This is a genomic window from Arthrobacter sp. A2-55, from assembly GCF_025548615.1.
GTDB lineage: Bacteria > Actinomycetota > Actinomycetes > Actinomycetales > Micrococcaceae > Specibacter > Specibacter silviterrae.
Genome location: NZ_JAJLOZ010000008.1, coordinates 35650 through 49396, shown reverse-complemented (window position 1 = coordinate 49396; position 13747 = coordinate 35650). Strand labels below are relative to the sequence as shown.

Here is a 13747-nt window from a genome sequence, read left to right as displayed (position 1 = left end):
TGTTACCGGCCGCGATGTCCCGGGAGCCCCGGGCCACCCGAGCCTCAGCGCCGCCGGGCCCGGGGCCGGGGCCGGGGCCGGGGACGGGACTGGCAGGCCGATCCCAGGATTCCTTGCCGAGTCCACCGCCGCCACCAAAGACGACAGAAAGCGGTCACCATGGGCCAGCCAGCAGGAACCGCACGGTTTGCCGGGTCCCCCCTCATCGCCGCCGTCATACCGGGACAGGACCCGGCGGTGTGGATGCGGGCCTTGGAACTGGCTGAAAGCCTCTCGGCACCACTCATCGCAGCATTCGTGGATCCAGCCAGCTACCTCATCGAATGGGTCCCGGGCACCAAGGTTCTGCCGATCTCCCTCGATCCAGTCCATGAACCGGACGATGACACCGCCATCGCGGCGGCCCGACTAAAAGAATCCCTCAGTCAGGTCGCCGCCGGCCACCCCACGACCTGGGCCCTGCGGATCATCGCCGGCGACCCCGCCCTGGCCTTGGGGCGCCTGGCCCAGGCCGTCGGGGCGTCCACCATCATCATCGGCGCCCGGCGCCCGGGAATCCTGGCCAAAGTCGACGAACTCCTCTCCGGTTCCCTGATGCACCGACTGCTCACCACACAGCCCGTCCCCGTACTGGGCATCCCCTCCCCCGACAGGAAACACCACTTCCACTCCCAGATAAACGAGGACAGCTTCCACGCATCATGACATCTGCCAGAAAAACAGCCAACAACAAATTCAAGGAAACAGAACGAACACCTCAAGAGCTGCAGCGGACCCTCACGCACGTCAGCCCATCGGACCCGCGGCCACCCAAGCCGTCACAAAACGCCCACCACACCAGACGTCGAACTGTTCGCAGCCCGGTCACGAAAATGCTCCCCATCAAGGCCGTCCCGAACGACACAACGCAGGCCGACCCGCAGCAAATCACCCGAGCATTCCCCGACATTCATCATTGCCCCGCCCAGCAAAGCCCACCACGAACCAGAATCGACCGGCAACATGCCACCAACCAGGCAGGCAAACCTGCAAACGGCCACCTACCCGACCCTTCGGCGCTACGCGGCAGGCCCACGCCACGTCTTACTCACGTTTTTCAACGAAAACCCATGCCAATCCATGGCATGTCAAAGGGACCCTGTTGTCCCGCGCTCCCCCGAAACCAGCAGTTTTTGATGGAGATCGACGGCTGCTGGCATGAGAGTCCCGAGTTTCTCTTGGTCGTGGGTTCAATTCCCGCCCGGGGCACCCAACTGTGGCTCTGACCTGCGGTTTCATTCCGCGGGTCAGGGTCGCTTAAGGCCAAAAAACGCCCAAGTCACGTTTTACTCATCTAATTCAGCGAACTTTTCCTGAGTTTCTGGTCATCTTTTTCAGTCCGTGACGCTCATCTTTTTCAACATTCAGTCACAAAAAGGCCTAGATTCCGCGGTTCTCACTCTACCGTACGCGGCCGGGCAGTTGGGGGCAACACTAGGGCCTTCGATCGTCCCATTCCAAGGCTACATCCGCACCTCGGGCAGTGTCTTCCGAACGATCGTCGCTGGACACCGCCATCCTCGGCGTCGGACTTTTAGCGAATTCACAAGCCACCCCAAATACTAACGATTGATCTTCATCGACGCGGGCAACGACGAATCGGATCCCATGTGGCTGCGCATGATCGACCGCGCCAATCAAATCGTCGTGGACACCACGACACGCAACGACCGCGCCGAAGCCAGCTCCCCTGTTGACGGAAACACTGGCGGACCGCAACGAGCATTCAGCCAGCCTGCACGCTAAGCAGTAGCCGCCATCACCCAAGTCGAGCCCAAGGCCACACGCGCCGATCTAGCACACGTCGCCAAGAGTTACGAAGCACTCGTGCGCCATTCCGTGCAGGTCTCCCATGATCCCTCCCTTGTCGATGGTCAGATTTCCTACAAATCGCTGCGCACAGCTACACAGCGTGCTTGGCCTCTGGCCGCAGCGGTTGTGGCCAACTGCCTCAGCCGGAAATGATACTGAGCAATCAGCCAGACAAACAGCGAGGACACCGGAAAATAAGGCCTCGCTGTCAGGCGTGGAGCCATATCAACACGGATTCAGGGGGTGGTCTGCTCGTCGAGTAGTTCGAGTATGTGCCGGTAGTCATGCCCGGTGGCGCGAGTCATGCCCAGTTCGCATGTGCGGTTGCAGGAGGCGTGGGCGGCGGCACCTAGGGTGTTGACCTCGGCCGCCTGTTGTTCGGTGGCGGAGGCAGTGAGCTCGGGGTGGAGCATGCCGCGGTCCCCGGCGAAAGCACAGCACCCCCAACTGTCTGGGACCTCGACGCGATTGGCGACGGCTGCGGCCACCGCAGTGAGAGACGCGTTCAGCCCCATGCGCGTCGAGGAGCACGTGGGGTGCAGGGCCAGCGATGCCAGTTTGGTCCGCTCCGGCAGCAAGGGCAGGATCGTTTCAGCGGTGAATTCGACGGCGTCGATAATTCGTAGTTTCCGCTTCCCCGGACCTGGCTCGTGAGTCTCCACAGCGTGTTGCAGGCCTTCGGTGCACGAGGACGCATCGCAGATGATCGGCAACTCACCGCCGCGTGTGGCCTCCCAGAGTACAGCTTGGGTGCGGGTCTGCATGGATCTCTGCCCTTTGGCCATGCCCTTGGAAGACCACGGGGTCCCGCAGCACAAGCCGTCGATGGAGGGCGGGACCAGCAGGTCGATGCCGGCCCGTTGGGCCAACCGTTCGAAACTGGCCTGCACGCCCGGACCAGCCCCGCTATCGTTTGCGGTCGTAGCCGGTCCGAACATGGCCCCGACGCAGGCGGGGAAGTATACTGCCGCCGGTGGTCCGGTCGGGGCGGGGCGTCGCCGGGCAGATCCGCCGCCGGGCAATTCGCCCGAGTACAGTGGCACGGTGTCTTCGCCGAGAACGGCCCGGGCGATCTGGTTGGCAGGTCGGATGGCGCCGGCGGGGACCTTGGCGGCGGCGGTCAGCGCCAGGCCAGCGCCCCGTGTGATCGTCCCCCAATGCTGGCTGGCCAGCTTCCACCCGGCGCCTGCAACGGGGCCGGCCTTGTCCTGGCGTAGCTGCTTCACCAGATTGCCGGTGTTGATGCCGACGGGGCAGGCCGTCTGGCACATGCCATCGACGGCGCAGGTCTGGACGGATTCGTAGTCATAGTCACGTTCCAACTCAGCGACGAGCTCCGAGTCTCCCGCAAAGCGCGCCGTTTCGATGGCGCGCAGGGTGACGATGCGCTGGCGCGGGGTCAGTGTGATGTCCTTGCTGGGGCAGACAGGTTCGCAATACCCGCAGGAGACGCACCTGTCGACCTCTTCGGCGACCGGCGGATCCGTCTTGATGTGGCGAAGGTGAGCCTGGGGGTCGTTGTTGAGCAGGACTCCTGGGTTCAGGACGCCTGCGGGGTCGCACAGGAGCTTGATCTGGCGCATCACGTCGTAGAGTTCGTCGCCGTATTGCCGACGGACATAGGGGGCCATGACGCGGCCTGTCCCGTGTTCGGCCTTGAGGGAGCCGTTCTCGCCGAGCACCAAGTCGACCATGTCCTCGGTAAACGCGCTGTAGCGTTCAAGTTCGGTGTTGCTGGTGAATCCGTCGGTGAGCATGAAGTGGATGTTGCCGTCCTTGGCGTGGCCGAAGATGACGCTGTCCTGGTAGCCATGGCGATTGAACAGGCCTATCAGTTCGCGGCAGGTGCGCCCCAGCGCCGGAACAGGGACGACGATGTCCTCCAATAGCGCCGTCGTCCCCTGCGGCCTTGCCCCGGCAACCGAGGCGTAGAGGCCCTTGCGAAGGTGCCACAGTGAGGCCCGGGTGGCGGCGTCAGTAGAAAACCCGGCGGGAGATTCGAGTGGAAATCCGGCCACGGCGGCAGCGCCCCGATGTTGGAGTTCGGCCAGTTCGTCGGCCTGCCCTGCGGCGTATTCGACCAGCAGTGCCGCATGCTCGCGCACGTCCAGTCCTGCGACGGCCTGCGGCGTTCCCATGAGTGACTGGCCGACGCGCAGCGAGGTGGCATCGAGCAGTTCCACAGTCGCCGCACCGGTCTCGACGAGGCCGGGCAGGGCGTCGTTGGCTGCGTCCAAATCGGGGAAGACCAACAGACCGGTGGCTGTGTGGGTGAGCTTCGGGACGGTGCGGAAGACGGCCTCAGCGATGAACCCGAGCGTCCCCTCGCTGCCGATTGCTAGGTGGGCAAGCATCTCCACAGGTGTGTCAAAGTCCAGCAGCGAGTTCAGGCCGTAGCCCATGGTGTTCTTCATCGAGAACTGGTGGCGCACCCTGGCCGCGGAGGCCGGGTTGTCGAGGACCTGGCGGGCCAACCGGTCCAGGCCGGCGTGCAGTCCCGGCTCCAGCGCGCGAAGCCGCGCATCGGCGTCGTGGTCTGCGGTGTCGATCACGGTCCCGGAGGGCAGTACCAAAGTGATGGATTCCAGCGTCCGGTACGTGTTCTCTGTGATCCCGCAGTTCATTCCGGAGGAATTGTTGGCCACCACGCCGCCGATGGTGCAGGCTGCCTCGGAGGCAGGGTCGGGGCCGAGACGGCGGCCGTAACGGGCCAGTCGGGAGTTCACGGAGCGCACGGTGGCGCCCGGCTTTACCCGGACGCGTACCCCGTCATCGAGCACCTCCATGCCGCGAAAATTCCTGCGCACGTCGACCAGGACGCCGTCCGTGACGGCCTGCCCGCTGAGGCTGGTCCCGCCTGAGCGGAACGTCAGCGGGATGCCTTGGGCGGTGCTGGCCCGCATAAGCCCACCAACCTCGGCTGCGTCCCTCGCGACGACGACCGCCTGCGGGACAAGCAGGAAATGGGAGGCGTCGTGGGCGTTGGCGTGCAGGTCGATGGCTCGGGTCTTGACTTGGGCGGGGTCGGCTACGGCCGCCCGGAGGGTGCTCAGCATGGTGCAACCGTCTTTCGCTGCGGAGGTGGGTGAAGTCTTTCCCACTCTAGATCCGCCTGCCGGACGGCGTCTGTCGTCATTCTCGCCCACCGAGAACACCCATTGGCTGGCGGTCCGGGTACCGGCAAGACTTGGCGGACAGCACGCCTTGTCCAGGCCTAGTCCAGGACGGTGAGGCGTACCACCACCGGAAGGAACGCACCGTGATATTCATCGTCGTCAAGTTCAATGTCAAGCCCGACTGGTCGGACCGTTGGCCCGACCTTACCCACTCGTACACCGAAGCCACCCGTGCCGAGCCCGGGAACCTGTGGTTTGACTGGTCACGCAGCTTGGACAATCCTCACGAGTACGTCCTCGTCGAGGCCTTCCAGGACGACGCCGCGGGTGACCATGTGAACAGCGGCCACTTCAAGCAGGCCATGCTGGACATGGCCCCAGCGTTGGTCGACACCCCACGGATCGTCAGCCGCCAGATCGACGGCGATGCCTGGGACCGCATGGGGGAACTGGAAATCAACTAACGAACCGCCACGAGGCTGGGAATTCCGGTCCCGTGCATGGACCGCCGGCGGTGACGGCCGGCGCTGCCCCTTGGGGTGGACGCCGGCCGTCTTAACTTGGTAATCCCCTGCGCTGGGGACAAGATTGGGTGCATGGGACAAAACGATTCACTGACCGGTCTGGCTTCGGTCCAGAAGGCCTTCGCACTGTTGGATGTGGTTGCCTCCCACCACCGGGGAATGTCGGCCAAGGAGATTGCAGCCGAGCTGGCGATGCCGCTGCCCACCGTTTACCGGCTGCTGAAAACTCTGGTTGCCTCCGAGCATTTGATCCATCTCAAGGACGAGAGCCGGTTTGGGCTGGGCTATAAGCTCCACGCCCTGGACCAATCACTGCGTCGGCAGGTTGGCACGCCACCGTCGGTGGCGCGGCTGGTGCGTGAACTGCATGTGCGCGCCGATGCTGCCGCCTATTATGCGGTCCACCGCGGTGAGGACATCGTCGTGGCGCATGTGGTGGAATCCCCGACCCGGCCAAGAATCACCCCCATGGGCTTCGGGTTCAATGATGCCGCGCATGCCACTGCGTTCGGCAAGGTGCTGCTGGCGGGAATGGACGCCGAGCGCTGCCGGACCTACCTGCAGCGCCATGGGATGCCCAGTATGACGGCAGCCACGATCACAGATCCGGCAATATTCGACGCGGAGCTGGACGGGGTGCGTACCTCAGGCATCGCCGTCGAACGCGAGGAATTCATCCGTGGAGCCTCGTGCATGGCGGCCCCTGTGACGACGGCCGCCGGGCAGACGGTCGGATCGGTGGCGGTGTCCATGGATCCGTCTGACTTCCTCGTGCGCTCCGGGGAAGTCTCCGTGCTGCTGCGCGACGTGGCGTCCCGCGTCAGCCGCGCACTGCGCGGCACCCCACTGCTTGGGCGATAGGCGCCGGGCAGAGGGGTGCCAGCCAGTTGCTTGGTGGCAGCTTCGTTTTAGAGGGCCGAAGCTGCCATCTGGTCGACGATGTATTCGGCCTGGCGGATCGCCAGGGCCACGATCGTCAGCGTCGGGTTCGCCGCCGCACTGGTGGTGAACTGCGAGCCATCGGAGATGAACAGGTTGGGCACGTCGTGTGTCTGCCCGAACGCGTTGACGACCCCATCCTCGGGCCGCTCGCTCATCCGTGCAGTGCCCAAGTTATGGGTGGAAGGGTACGGCGGGGTGCGGTGGATCGACGTCGCCCCGACTGCCTCGTAGAGCAGGGACGCCTGCTGGTAGCCGTGGTTGCGCATGTTGACGTCGTTGGGGTGGTCATCGAAGTGCACGTTGGGCACCGGCAGCCCCAGCCGGTCGGTCACGGTGGTGTTCAACGTGATCCGGTTCGACTCCTGCGGCATGTCCTCGCCGGTGATCCACAGCCCGGCGGTATTGACGTAATTGTCCAACAATGCGGTGAAATCCGGGCCCCAGGCTCCGGGTTCCACGAAACTGGCCAGAAACGCCGGCCCGAGCGAGATCATCTCGAGGTAGTAGCCCCCGGAGAATCCGCGCTCGACGTCGTGGCGTGCTTCGTCGGCGATCAAACCGGCCATCGTCTCGCCCCGGTACATGTTCACCGGCTGGTCGAACTTGGCGTACACCGAGCCGGTTGTGTGGCGCATGTAGTTCCGCCCCAATTGCCCCGAGGAGTTGGCCAGCCCGTCAGGGAACAGCGGAGAGGAGGAGAGCATCAGCAGGCGCGGCGTCTCGATGGAGTTGCCCGCAACCGCCACGATGCGTGCCTTCTGGCGTTGGACATTACCGTCGGCGTCGATGTAGATGACGCCATCGGCACGCCCCTCGGGGGTGTGGGTGACCTGTACGGCGTGGGATTCCGGACGCAGGTCCAGCAGCCCTGTGCGCAGCGATTTTGGGATCTCCGAGACCAAAGTGGACCACTTGGACTTGTTCTTGTCGCCCTGGAAGTTGAACCCGTCCTGGATCGATCCGGGTCTGCCGTCATAGGGTTCGGCGTTCGTGGCGTAAGGGCCGGTGGAGAAGTGTCGGTAGCCCAGGCGCTTGGCACCATTGGCCAGGACCTTGTAGTTGTTGTTGGCCGGCAGCGGCGGGCGGCCGTGCCGGTGGGTGCTACCCATCTTCTGCTCGGCGCGGTCGTAGTACGGTTCGAGGTCGGCCAAGGTGATGGGCCAGTCCAGCAGGTTGGCTCCATCGATGCGCCCGTAGGTGGTGCGCGCCTTGAATTCGTGGGCCTTGAACCGCGGGGTGGCCCCGGACCAGTGGGTGGTGGTGCCGCCGACGGCCTTGACGATCCACGCCGGCAGATTCGGGAAATCACGGGCGATGCGCCATGATCCTGACGTGGTGCGCGGATCCAGCCACGCCATCTGGTTGAAGGCCGCCCACTCGTCCTGGTGGTAGTCCTCGTTCTTCAGGTCCGGCCCTGCCTCGAGCAGGACCACCTTGATTCCCTTGCTGACCAGCTCGTGGGCCAGGGTGCCTCCGCCGGCACCGGAGCCGACGATCACCACCACGGAGTCGTCGTCGTACTCAAAACGTGCTGAGATTTCTTCGGTGCTCATCGTGTGCGGCCTTCCTCGATCATTCCAGTGTCCTTGAACAGATTCCCTACGGGTTCAAAGCCTTCTGTGGGGGTGCAGGTTGCCACCTGGTACGGCAGCGGGCCGATCTCGGGTACGGGCTCGGTACACTCCTCGATCCGCGGATCAGGCAGCCAGGCGAGGTCGTTGAACCCGCGGTTGACGTAGCCGCCCTTCGAGTACGACTCGCCCTCGTAACCCAGCGCAGTGTGGACCTCCGGGTCGTCATAGAGGTTGAGCACCACCGTCCGCCGAATGAAGGCAAAGAACTCCAGGTCGGCGATGCGCTTGAGCACCGTGATGGCCCGGTCTTCGGGCAGATCCAGGAAGTGCTCGTCCGTGAGCGTGTCCAGGGTCGCCAAGCCCTGGATGAGGGCCATCCGGAACCAGCGTGATTCCTCGGAAGCCTCGATGATCTTCTCGGTCATCCGTTCGTAGGGGCCCTTCGGGAACTGCGGGTGCGGGAATGAGACCCGGATGATCCGGGTCAGGATTCGCCGCGCCTCGCCGGAGAGCTCCAGGGCGTTGAGTTCCGAGTATTTTGCGGGAAACACCATCGTTGTCACCTCGGTTGTTTAGGGTCAGGCTGGGTCAAGGCTCCCGGGCCGGCACTGGGTGGTGCTGCCACCTGACGGTCGGGAAGCCATACCTACAGTGTGTGCCACGCATCACACACGGGCCAACGGCTGTTATCGACTGGTGAGAATGCCCGTGCCATGGCCCACGCGGGTCCACATAGCCTGATCGCATGATTGATTTAGAAGAGATTACTATCCGCAACTGCTCCGTCAGTGACATGAACAACAACGTCTACCTGCTGACGTCCAAGCGCACCGGGACGCAGGTGCTCATCGATGCCGCCGATGACCCGGAGGCAATCCGGGAGATGATCGCCGCTTCGGAGGCCGACTCTCCCGCGCCGACCCGGCTGGAGTGGATCGTGACCACCCACTCGCATTGGGACCATGTCAGGGCGCTGGCTCAGCTGGTGAAGAACACCGGGGCCCGTACAGCAGCCGGGACGGCGGACGTGCCAGATATTGAAGTCCCTACAGATCTGCCGCTGGAGGCCGGTCGACTGGAAATCGGGGACGGTCTGGAGCTAGAGGTCATCAAGCTCCGCGGCCACACTCCCGGCTCCGTGGCCCTACTCTACCGGGACCGGTCGGGACCCGACCATATATTCACCGGCGACTCTCTGTTCCCCGGCGGCGTCGGCAACACCTTCGGGGACCCCGAACGCTTCGCCACGCTGATCGCCGATGTCACTGGCCGGGTCTTCGACCGGCTGCCGGATGACACCGTGGTGCATCCGGGCCATGGCACAGGCACCACCCTGGGTGCCGAGCGGCCGCAGCTGAGGCAGTGGCTGGAACGCGGCTGGTAGGTTCCCGCCCTCCAACCTCAGTGAGGCGGATGACAGGGCGCGAAGACTTCACCTCCTTTATCACTCCGCGATAAAGGGACTACACAAAGGTGTGACCCAAGGCACAGGCTGGCCGTATCGAGCTACATGACCCCCAGCCGTCCTTGAGCGAGCGGCCACATTCAGGAGGAAGTACCATGGCAGCATCCACTTCACGCCTCGCCTTGATCACCGGAGCCGGACGGGGTATCGGTCGGGCCATCGCCGAACGGCTGGCCGAAGACGGCCAGGACATCATCGTCGCCGACGTCCCGAGTGCCCAGGAGAACATCGATGCGGTAGTTGCCGCCGTCGAACAGCGCGGCCGCCGCGCTGTCGGCGTCACCGGCGACGTCGCCAACCCCGCGGACATCGAACGCATGATCCAGGAGGGGACTGACGCCCTGGGTGACTTGAGCGTGTTTATCGCCAACGCAGGCATCGCCCAGGTCGACGAGATCCTCGACGTAGAGCCTGAAGCCTTGGACCGATTGATCGATGTGAACATCAAGGGCGTCTACTACTCTTACCAGTCGGCAGCCCGGCGCTTCATCGCGCAGGGCACTGGCGGCAAGATCATTGCCGCAGCATCCATTGTCGCTTTCAGGCCGTTCCCGGTGTTGGCATCTTACTCCGCGACCAAGTGGGCGGTCAGAGGACTGACTCAGGCTGCCGCCATGGAGTTCGCCAAGCACAAGATCACGGTCAACGCCTACGCGCCGGGCGTCGTGGGCACGGCCATGTGGGACCTTATCGACGAAAAGCTCACAGAACGGGACGGTGCCCCGCGAGGCAGCGCACTGCAGGCACAGGTGGACAACATCCTGGCCGGCCGGGTCTCGGAACCGGAGGATGTGGCCAAGCTGGTTTCATTCCTCTCCGGCCCGGATTCGGACCACATGACTGGCCAGACAGTCCTTATCGACGGGGGCATCAACTTCTCTTGATCTTGCAAGGGGCGCGTCCGTGGTGCCATGGTACGGTCAGGCGCCGCGGACGCATGCTCTACCGCCCAAAACACTCAAGCCGGGCAGTATCTGGCTTCCGACTTCATGCCGCAGATTGTGCAGGGCATCGAAGTTCTTGAGCCACTTATGGCATCGGGATGGTTTGGGATAGGGAATCGGCACCTCTGCTCGTCATTTGTTCAACATGCCTACGCATCCGAATGCCGGGCAACAATTAGCGCCAAGGCCAGTCACATAGTGAAAATGCTTGGACACCCATAGCCTCATAAATATGTTGATCTGGGCGGATGTTCAGCCACATCGACAATGACGTCAAGGAGTTTCTCATGTCTACAAAAAGTCCCATCCGCTCGGTCATCAGCCCAGGTCGCTACGTTCAAGGCCCGGGAGCCATTGCCCGGATTGGCGAATTCCTTGCGCCCATCGGAAACACACCTTTGATCGTTGCCGATGACATTGTCTGGGGTTTCGTGGGACATGAGGTGACATCGTCGCTGAAAGCGGCGGGGTTGTCCGTCACAAGGGAACCCTTCGGTGGACTCCCATCAGCGAAAGAAATCAACCGCCTCGTCGAAGTTATCACGGGCGCGAAAGCGGACGTCGTGGTCGCCGTCGGCGGCGGAAGCACGATTGATGCGGTCAAAGCATCGGGGTTTCTTGCGGGCATTCGGTGGGTAACGGTACCCACTGTCGCTTCCACAGATGCGCCGACATCGGCGCTGTCTGTCATCTACACGGATGATGGGGCGTTCGAGGAGTACCGCTTCTTTCCCCGCAACCCGGACCTTGTCCTCGTCGATTCACAGATCATTGCCAACGCTCCGGCTGCCTTTCTCGCGGCGGGAGTGGGCGACGCACTGGCCACGTGGCTTGAGGCGCGTGCAACCGCGGCGTCCAACTCACTGACAATGGCAGGGGGCCTGCCCACCCTCACAGGCACGACCTTGGCCCGACTCAGTTGGGATGTCCTCTGGGATAACGCGCTGCCGGCTCTCGATGCAGTACGCGACAACCTTGTCACCCCGGCAGTCGAAAAGGTTATCGAGGCCAACACTCTACTCTCCGGCTTGGGATTCGAATCCGGGGGCCTGGCCGCGGCGCACGCCATCCACAATGGGCTGACGGCGGCACCGCAAACACATGGACTGGCCCACGGGCAGAAAGTCAATATCGGATCGCTCACCCAGCTCGTCCTTGAGGGTGCACCGACCAGCGACATCCGGGATTTCATCGAGTTCACAACGAGGGTGGGGCTGCCCACAACCCTCACGGAAATTGGCTTGACGGCGGAAGACACCCGCGAGCTCGAATTAGTCGCCAATGCTGCGACAGTGCCGGGTGAGACCATTCATGCCATGCCCTTCGAGGTCCGTTCATCAGATGTTGTCTCCGCACTTAAATCAATCGAGCGCTTCTCTCGCCGGGTCCGCGACGAAGCCGGCCTCCCTGCGCCGAAGCCATACGTGGCCGCCCACTGACGGGCGGATGGCTTCTCCAGCTAAATAGCTCTGCGTAATTGGTGACGTGCAACGGCGGGTTGGTTGACCCCGTTCACTACCAACCGCAGGTTTTCAACAAACCCTTATTTGAGGAAATACGCCCGGACTCACTCCGTCATGAATATGGGTTGGGGTCAGGCTTTCGGTTTCTACCGCGAGCCCAACCGATAATGAAGCCGACGCCAAGGCAAGCTGCCCGAGCCCAACAATGAGGCGCCAACAGTCCGGATTTCCTGCCGAGAATCCGATGATGGGAAAAATCAACCAAGACAAGCCCAAGACTAGCCACAGCAAGCCGACGACCAACATAAATCCAGGACGAGGTCTTGGAATTGGCTTGCCTGCTTCGGTTAACCAACGTATTTCACTGAAGCATCGTCCACGCCCAACAGGTTTATTCTCTGGCATAAGGCGGATCCTACGCACCTTGATATGGGCTGTCCAGGCCTGATCGACTCTCAAATTGACAAGGTATATTGCGGCGGGATCTCGCCAGAGGTTCCCCTATGAGGGGTTCCTGATAAGAAGCTGGACCGCGAGCTGGCACACTCGGAGCTGTCTCGGTCAGTCGAGCAGCGAGAGGTACTTTTGTCTGCACTTCATCGCGTGGATGAGTTCTTCGGTCTCGTCGTCCCAGACCAGCACCACGAGTTCCAACAGCCTACTTCGGGTATCAAACCCCAGACGGAGGAAGCGCCGAGGATCTTCATGGTCCAGCGGGACCTCCACGAGCGGCCACGAGGCCGCTTCTATCCCGTCCTCATCACTGATTTCGTGCTTGTACGCGGAGCCGCGAACAATCATGAACTGGCAACCGTGTTATCCGTGTGTGCCCAGCTCGACAGCGCAGCACGGAACGCCTCGGAGCGGTTCATGTGCTCGCGCTCAGCCCGCTCCATGACCGCAGCAAGCTCCTCGGTTGTCAAGCGCACGGGCACGACCTGCGAAGCTGTAGCACCTCTGGCGGGGCGTCCCATGCGGGTCTTGAGGTCTTCGACGTCGTAGCCTACCTCGGCTTCATTGACCCACTGGTCGATCTCGGCCTCTGCGACTGGTTGCCCATGTATTTTTCGTTCCATGACTACTATCGTAATACGAATCTCCTGTGGTAGCCAGAGTACCCAGCCAGTCAGCGGTCCAGAGTATGCCCAGTCTCGATGTATCCGGGATCCGTCACTGTAAGACTTGTCTATTCACCAAAGCAGGTTTGATCCTGAGACACCTTCCCTGACTTCGTTTGCACGCATAAAAGAACTTCGACGCAAGCGCGAACCACTGGCAGTTGGCCGCTGACGCGACAGCCCCAACACCAAGACTGCTCTCAGCATCACACGGCATACAACGACTAGCCAGTTCGTGACCGTTGACGGTTAGATAAAGAGGACATCAAACGGACACGGGTGTGGCTCGTCGGCGGCGGTTAGCGCAGGGAGATGCGGACCGAAGCGGCCTTGGGGGCCTCTCCCTGCATGATGGGAATCGCGAAGGCGTCCGCGGCGTTGCTGTATTTCTCCTCGTAGGCGGCATCGATCAGGGTTTCGTCGTCGGTGCCGGCATCCTCGAAGAGGACGTCATAGTAGACGCCGTCGACGCGGACGCGCCCGGCCTTCTGGCTGATGGCGGCCTGGTACCAGCGCGATTCTGTTCCGTTGGCGGCTCGTACATAGACCTTGCCGTCGACAACGAGCGCCCAGGTTTCGGTGGGGGTTCCGTAGGTAGTGCCGTCTTCACGGTACGGGGAAACATACAGGCCTTCGTGTGCCTCGATGGTGTTGAGCTGTTCGGTGGACCATGCAGTCATGATGATGTCGTTCCTTCTTTGTGGGGTGCGAAGGGGTGCCGTGGTGGCATCCCATTTCGGGGATTCGGTA

13 protein-coding genes are annotated in these 13747 nt (G+C 62.7%); 7 read left to right on the top strand and 6 right to left on the bottom strand.

The features are described from left to right. The first annotated feature begins 159 nt into the window (after nt 1-159). Nucleotides 160-705: a universal stress protein gene (locus tag LPN03_RS04115; RefSeq protein ID WP_262453227.1), complete on the top strand. Its 546-nt coding sequence runs from the start codon at nt 160-162 to the stop codon at nt 703-705. A 903-nt stretch (nt 706-1608) separates the two neighbouring features. Beyond that, entirely contained in the window at nt 1609-1785 is a 177-nt protein-coding gene (locus LPN03_RS04110) for a hypothetical protein (protein WP_262453226.1), read from the top strand. Nucleotides 1786-2087: 302 nt separating this feature from the next. Here the strand turns inward: LPN03_RS04110 and LPN03_RS04105 are convergent, their stop codons facing one another. Next, nucleotides 2088-4907 carry an FAD-binding and (Fe-S)-binding domain-containing protein gene (locus LPN03_RS04105; protein ID WP_262453225.1) on the bottom strand — a complete coding sequence of 940 codons (2820 nt, stop codon included), beginning with the start codon at nt 4905-4907 and terminating at the stop codon, nt 2088-2090. A 203-nt stretch (nt 4908-5110) separates the two neighbouring features. Between LPN03_RS04105 and LPN03_RS04100 the strand changes: the two genes are divergently transcribed. Next, nucleotides 5111-5431, top strand: coding sequence for a putative quinol monooxygenase (locus tag LPN03_RS04100; protein ID WP_262453224.1), 321 nt, complete (start codon nt 5111-5113; stop codon nt 5429-5431). 132 nt (nt 5432-5563) lie between these two features. Continuing rightward, the gene (locus LPN03_RS04095) at nt 5564-6352 is read left to right on the top strand and encodes an IclR family transcriptional regulator (protein WP_262453223.1); all 789 of its coding nucleotides are present in this window, start codon (nt 5564-5566) and stop codon (nt 6350-6352) included. A 47-nt stretch (nt 6353-6399) separates the two neighbouring features. On the opposite strand, the gene LPN03_RS04090 is transcribed toward LPN03_RS04095, so the two are convergent. Further along, complete coding sequence (locus tag LPN03_RS04090; RefSeq protein ID WP_262453222.1) at nt 6400-7986, bottom strand: GMC family oxidoreductase; 1587 nt, start codon at nt 7984-7986, stop codon at nt 6400-6402. Then, the gene (locus LPN03_RS04085) at nt 7983-8561 is read right to left on the bottom strand and encodes a hypothetical protein (protein WP_262453236.1); all 579 of its coding nucleotides are present in this window, start codon (nt 8559-8561) and stop codon (nt 7983-7985) included. Before LPN03_RS04085 ends, LPN03_RS04090 begins: the two co-directional genes overlap by 4 nt. Nucleotides 8562-8752: 191 nt before the next feature. On the opposite strand from LPN03_RS04085, the gene LPN03_RS04080 reads away from it, so the two are divergent. The 3 genes from LPN03_RS04080 to LPN03_RS04070 all read left to right on the top strand — a co-directional run bounded on the left by LPN03_RS04080 (nt 8753) and on the right by LPN03_RS04070 (nt 11855). Beyond that, nucleotides 8753-9391: an MBL fold metallo-hydrolase gene (locus LPN03_RS04080; protein ID WP_262453221.1), complete on the top strand. Its 639-nt coding sequence runs from the start codon at nt 8753-8755 to the stop codon at nt 9389-9391. Between the two features lie 176 nt (nt 9392-9567). Beyond that, nucleotides 9568-10356, top strand: a complete 789-nt coding sequence (locus LPN03_RS04075; protein WP_262453220.1) for an SDR family NAD(P)-dependent oxidoreductase — start codon at nt 9568-9570, stop codon at nt 10354-10356. Nucleotides 10357-10664: 308 nt separating this feature from the next. After that, the gene (locus LPN03_RS04070) at nt 10665-11855 is read left to right on the top strand and encodes a glycerol dehydrogenase (protein WP_262453219.1); all 1191 of its coding nucleotides are present in this window, start codon (nt 10665-10667) and stop codon (nt 11853-11855) included. A gap of 585 nt (nt 11856-12440) precedes the next feature. On the opposite strand, the gene LPN03_RS04065 is transcribed toward LPN03_RS04070, so the two are convergent. The 3 genes from LPN03_RS04065 to LPN03_RS04055 all read right to left on the bottom strand — a co-directional run bounded on the left by LPN03_RS04065 (nt 12441) and on the right by LPN03_RS04055 (nt 13677). Further along, nucleotides 12441-12680 carry a hypothetical protein gene (locus LPN03_RS04065; protein ID WP_262453218.1) on the bottom strand — a complete coding sequence of 80 codons (240 nt, stop codon included), beginning with the start codon at nt 12678-12680 and terminating at the stop codon, nt 12441-12443. After that, a complete protein-coding gene (locus LPN03_RS04060; RefSeq protein ID WP_262453217.1) occupies nt 12677-12955 on the bottom strand; it encodes a ribbon-helix-helix protein, CopG family in 279 nt (92 codons plus the stop codon). Before LPN03_RS04060 ends, LPN03_RS04065 begins: the two co-directional genes overlap by 4 nt. Before the next feature lie 341 nt (nt 12956-13296). After that, nucleotides 13297-13677, bottom strand: coding sequence for a DUF2255 family protein (locus LPN03_RS04055; protein ID WP_262453216.1), 381 nt, complete (start codon nt 13675-13677; stop codon nt 13297-13299). Nucleotides 13678-13747: the final 70 nt, after the last annotated feature.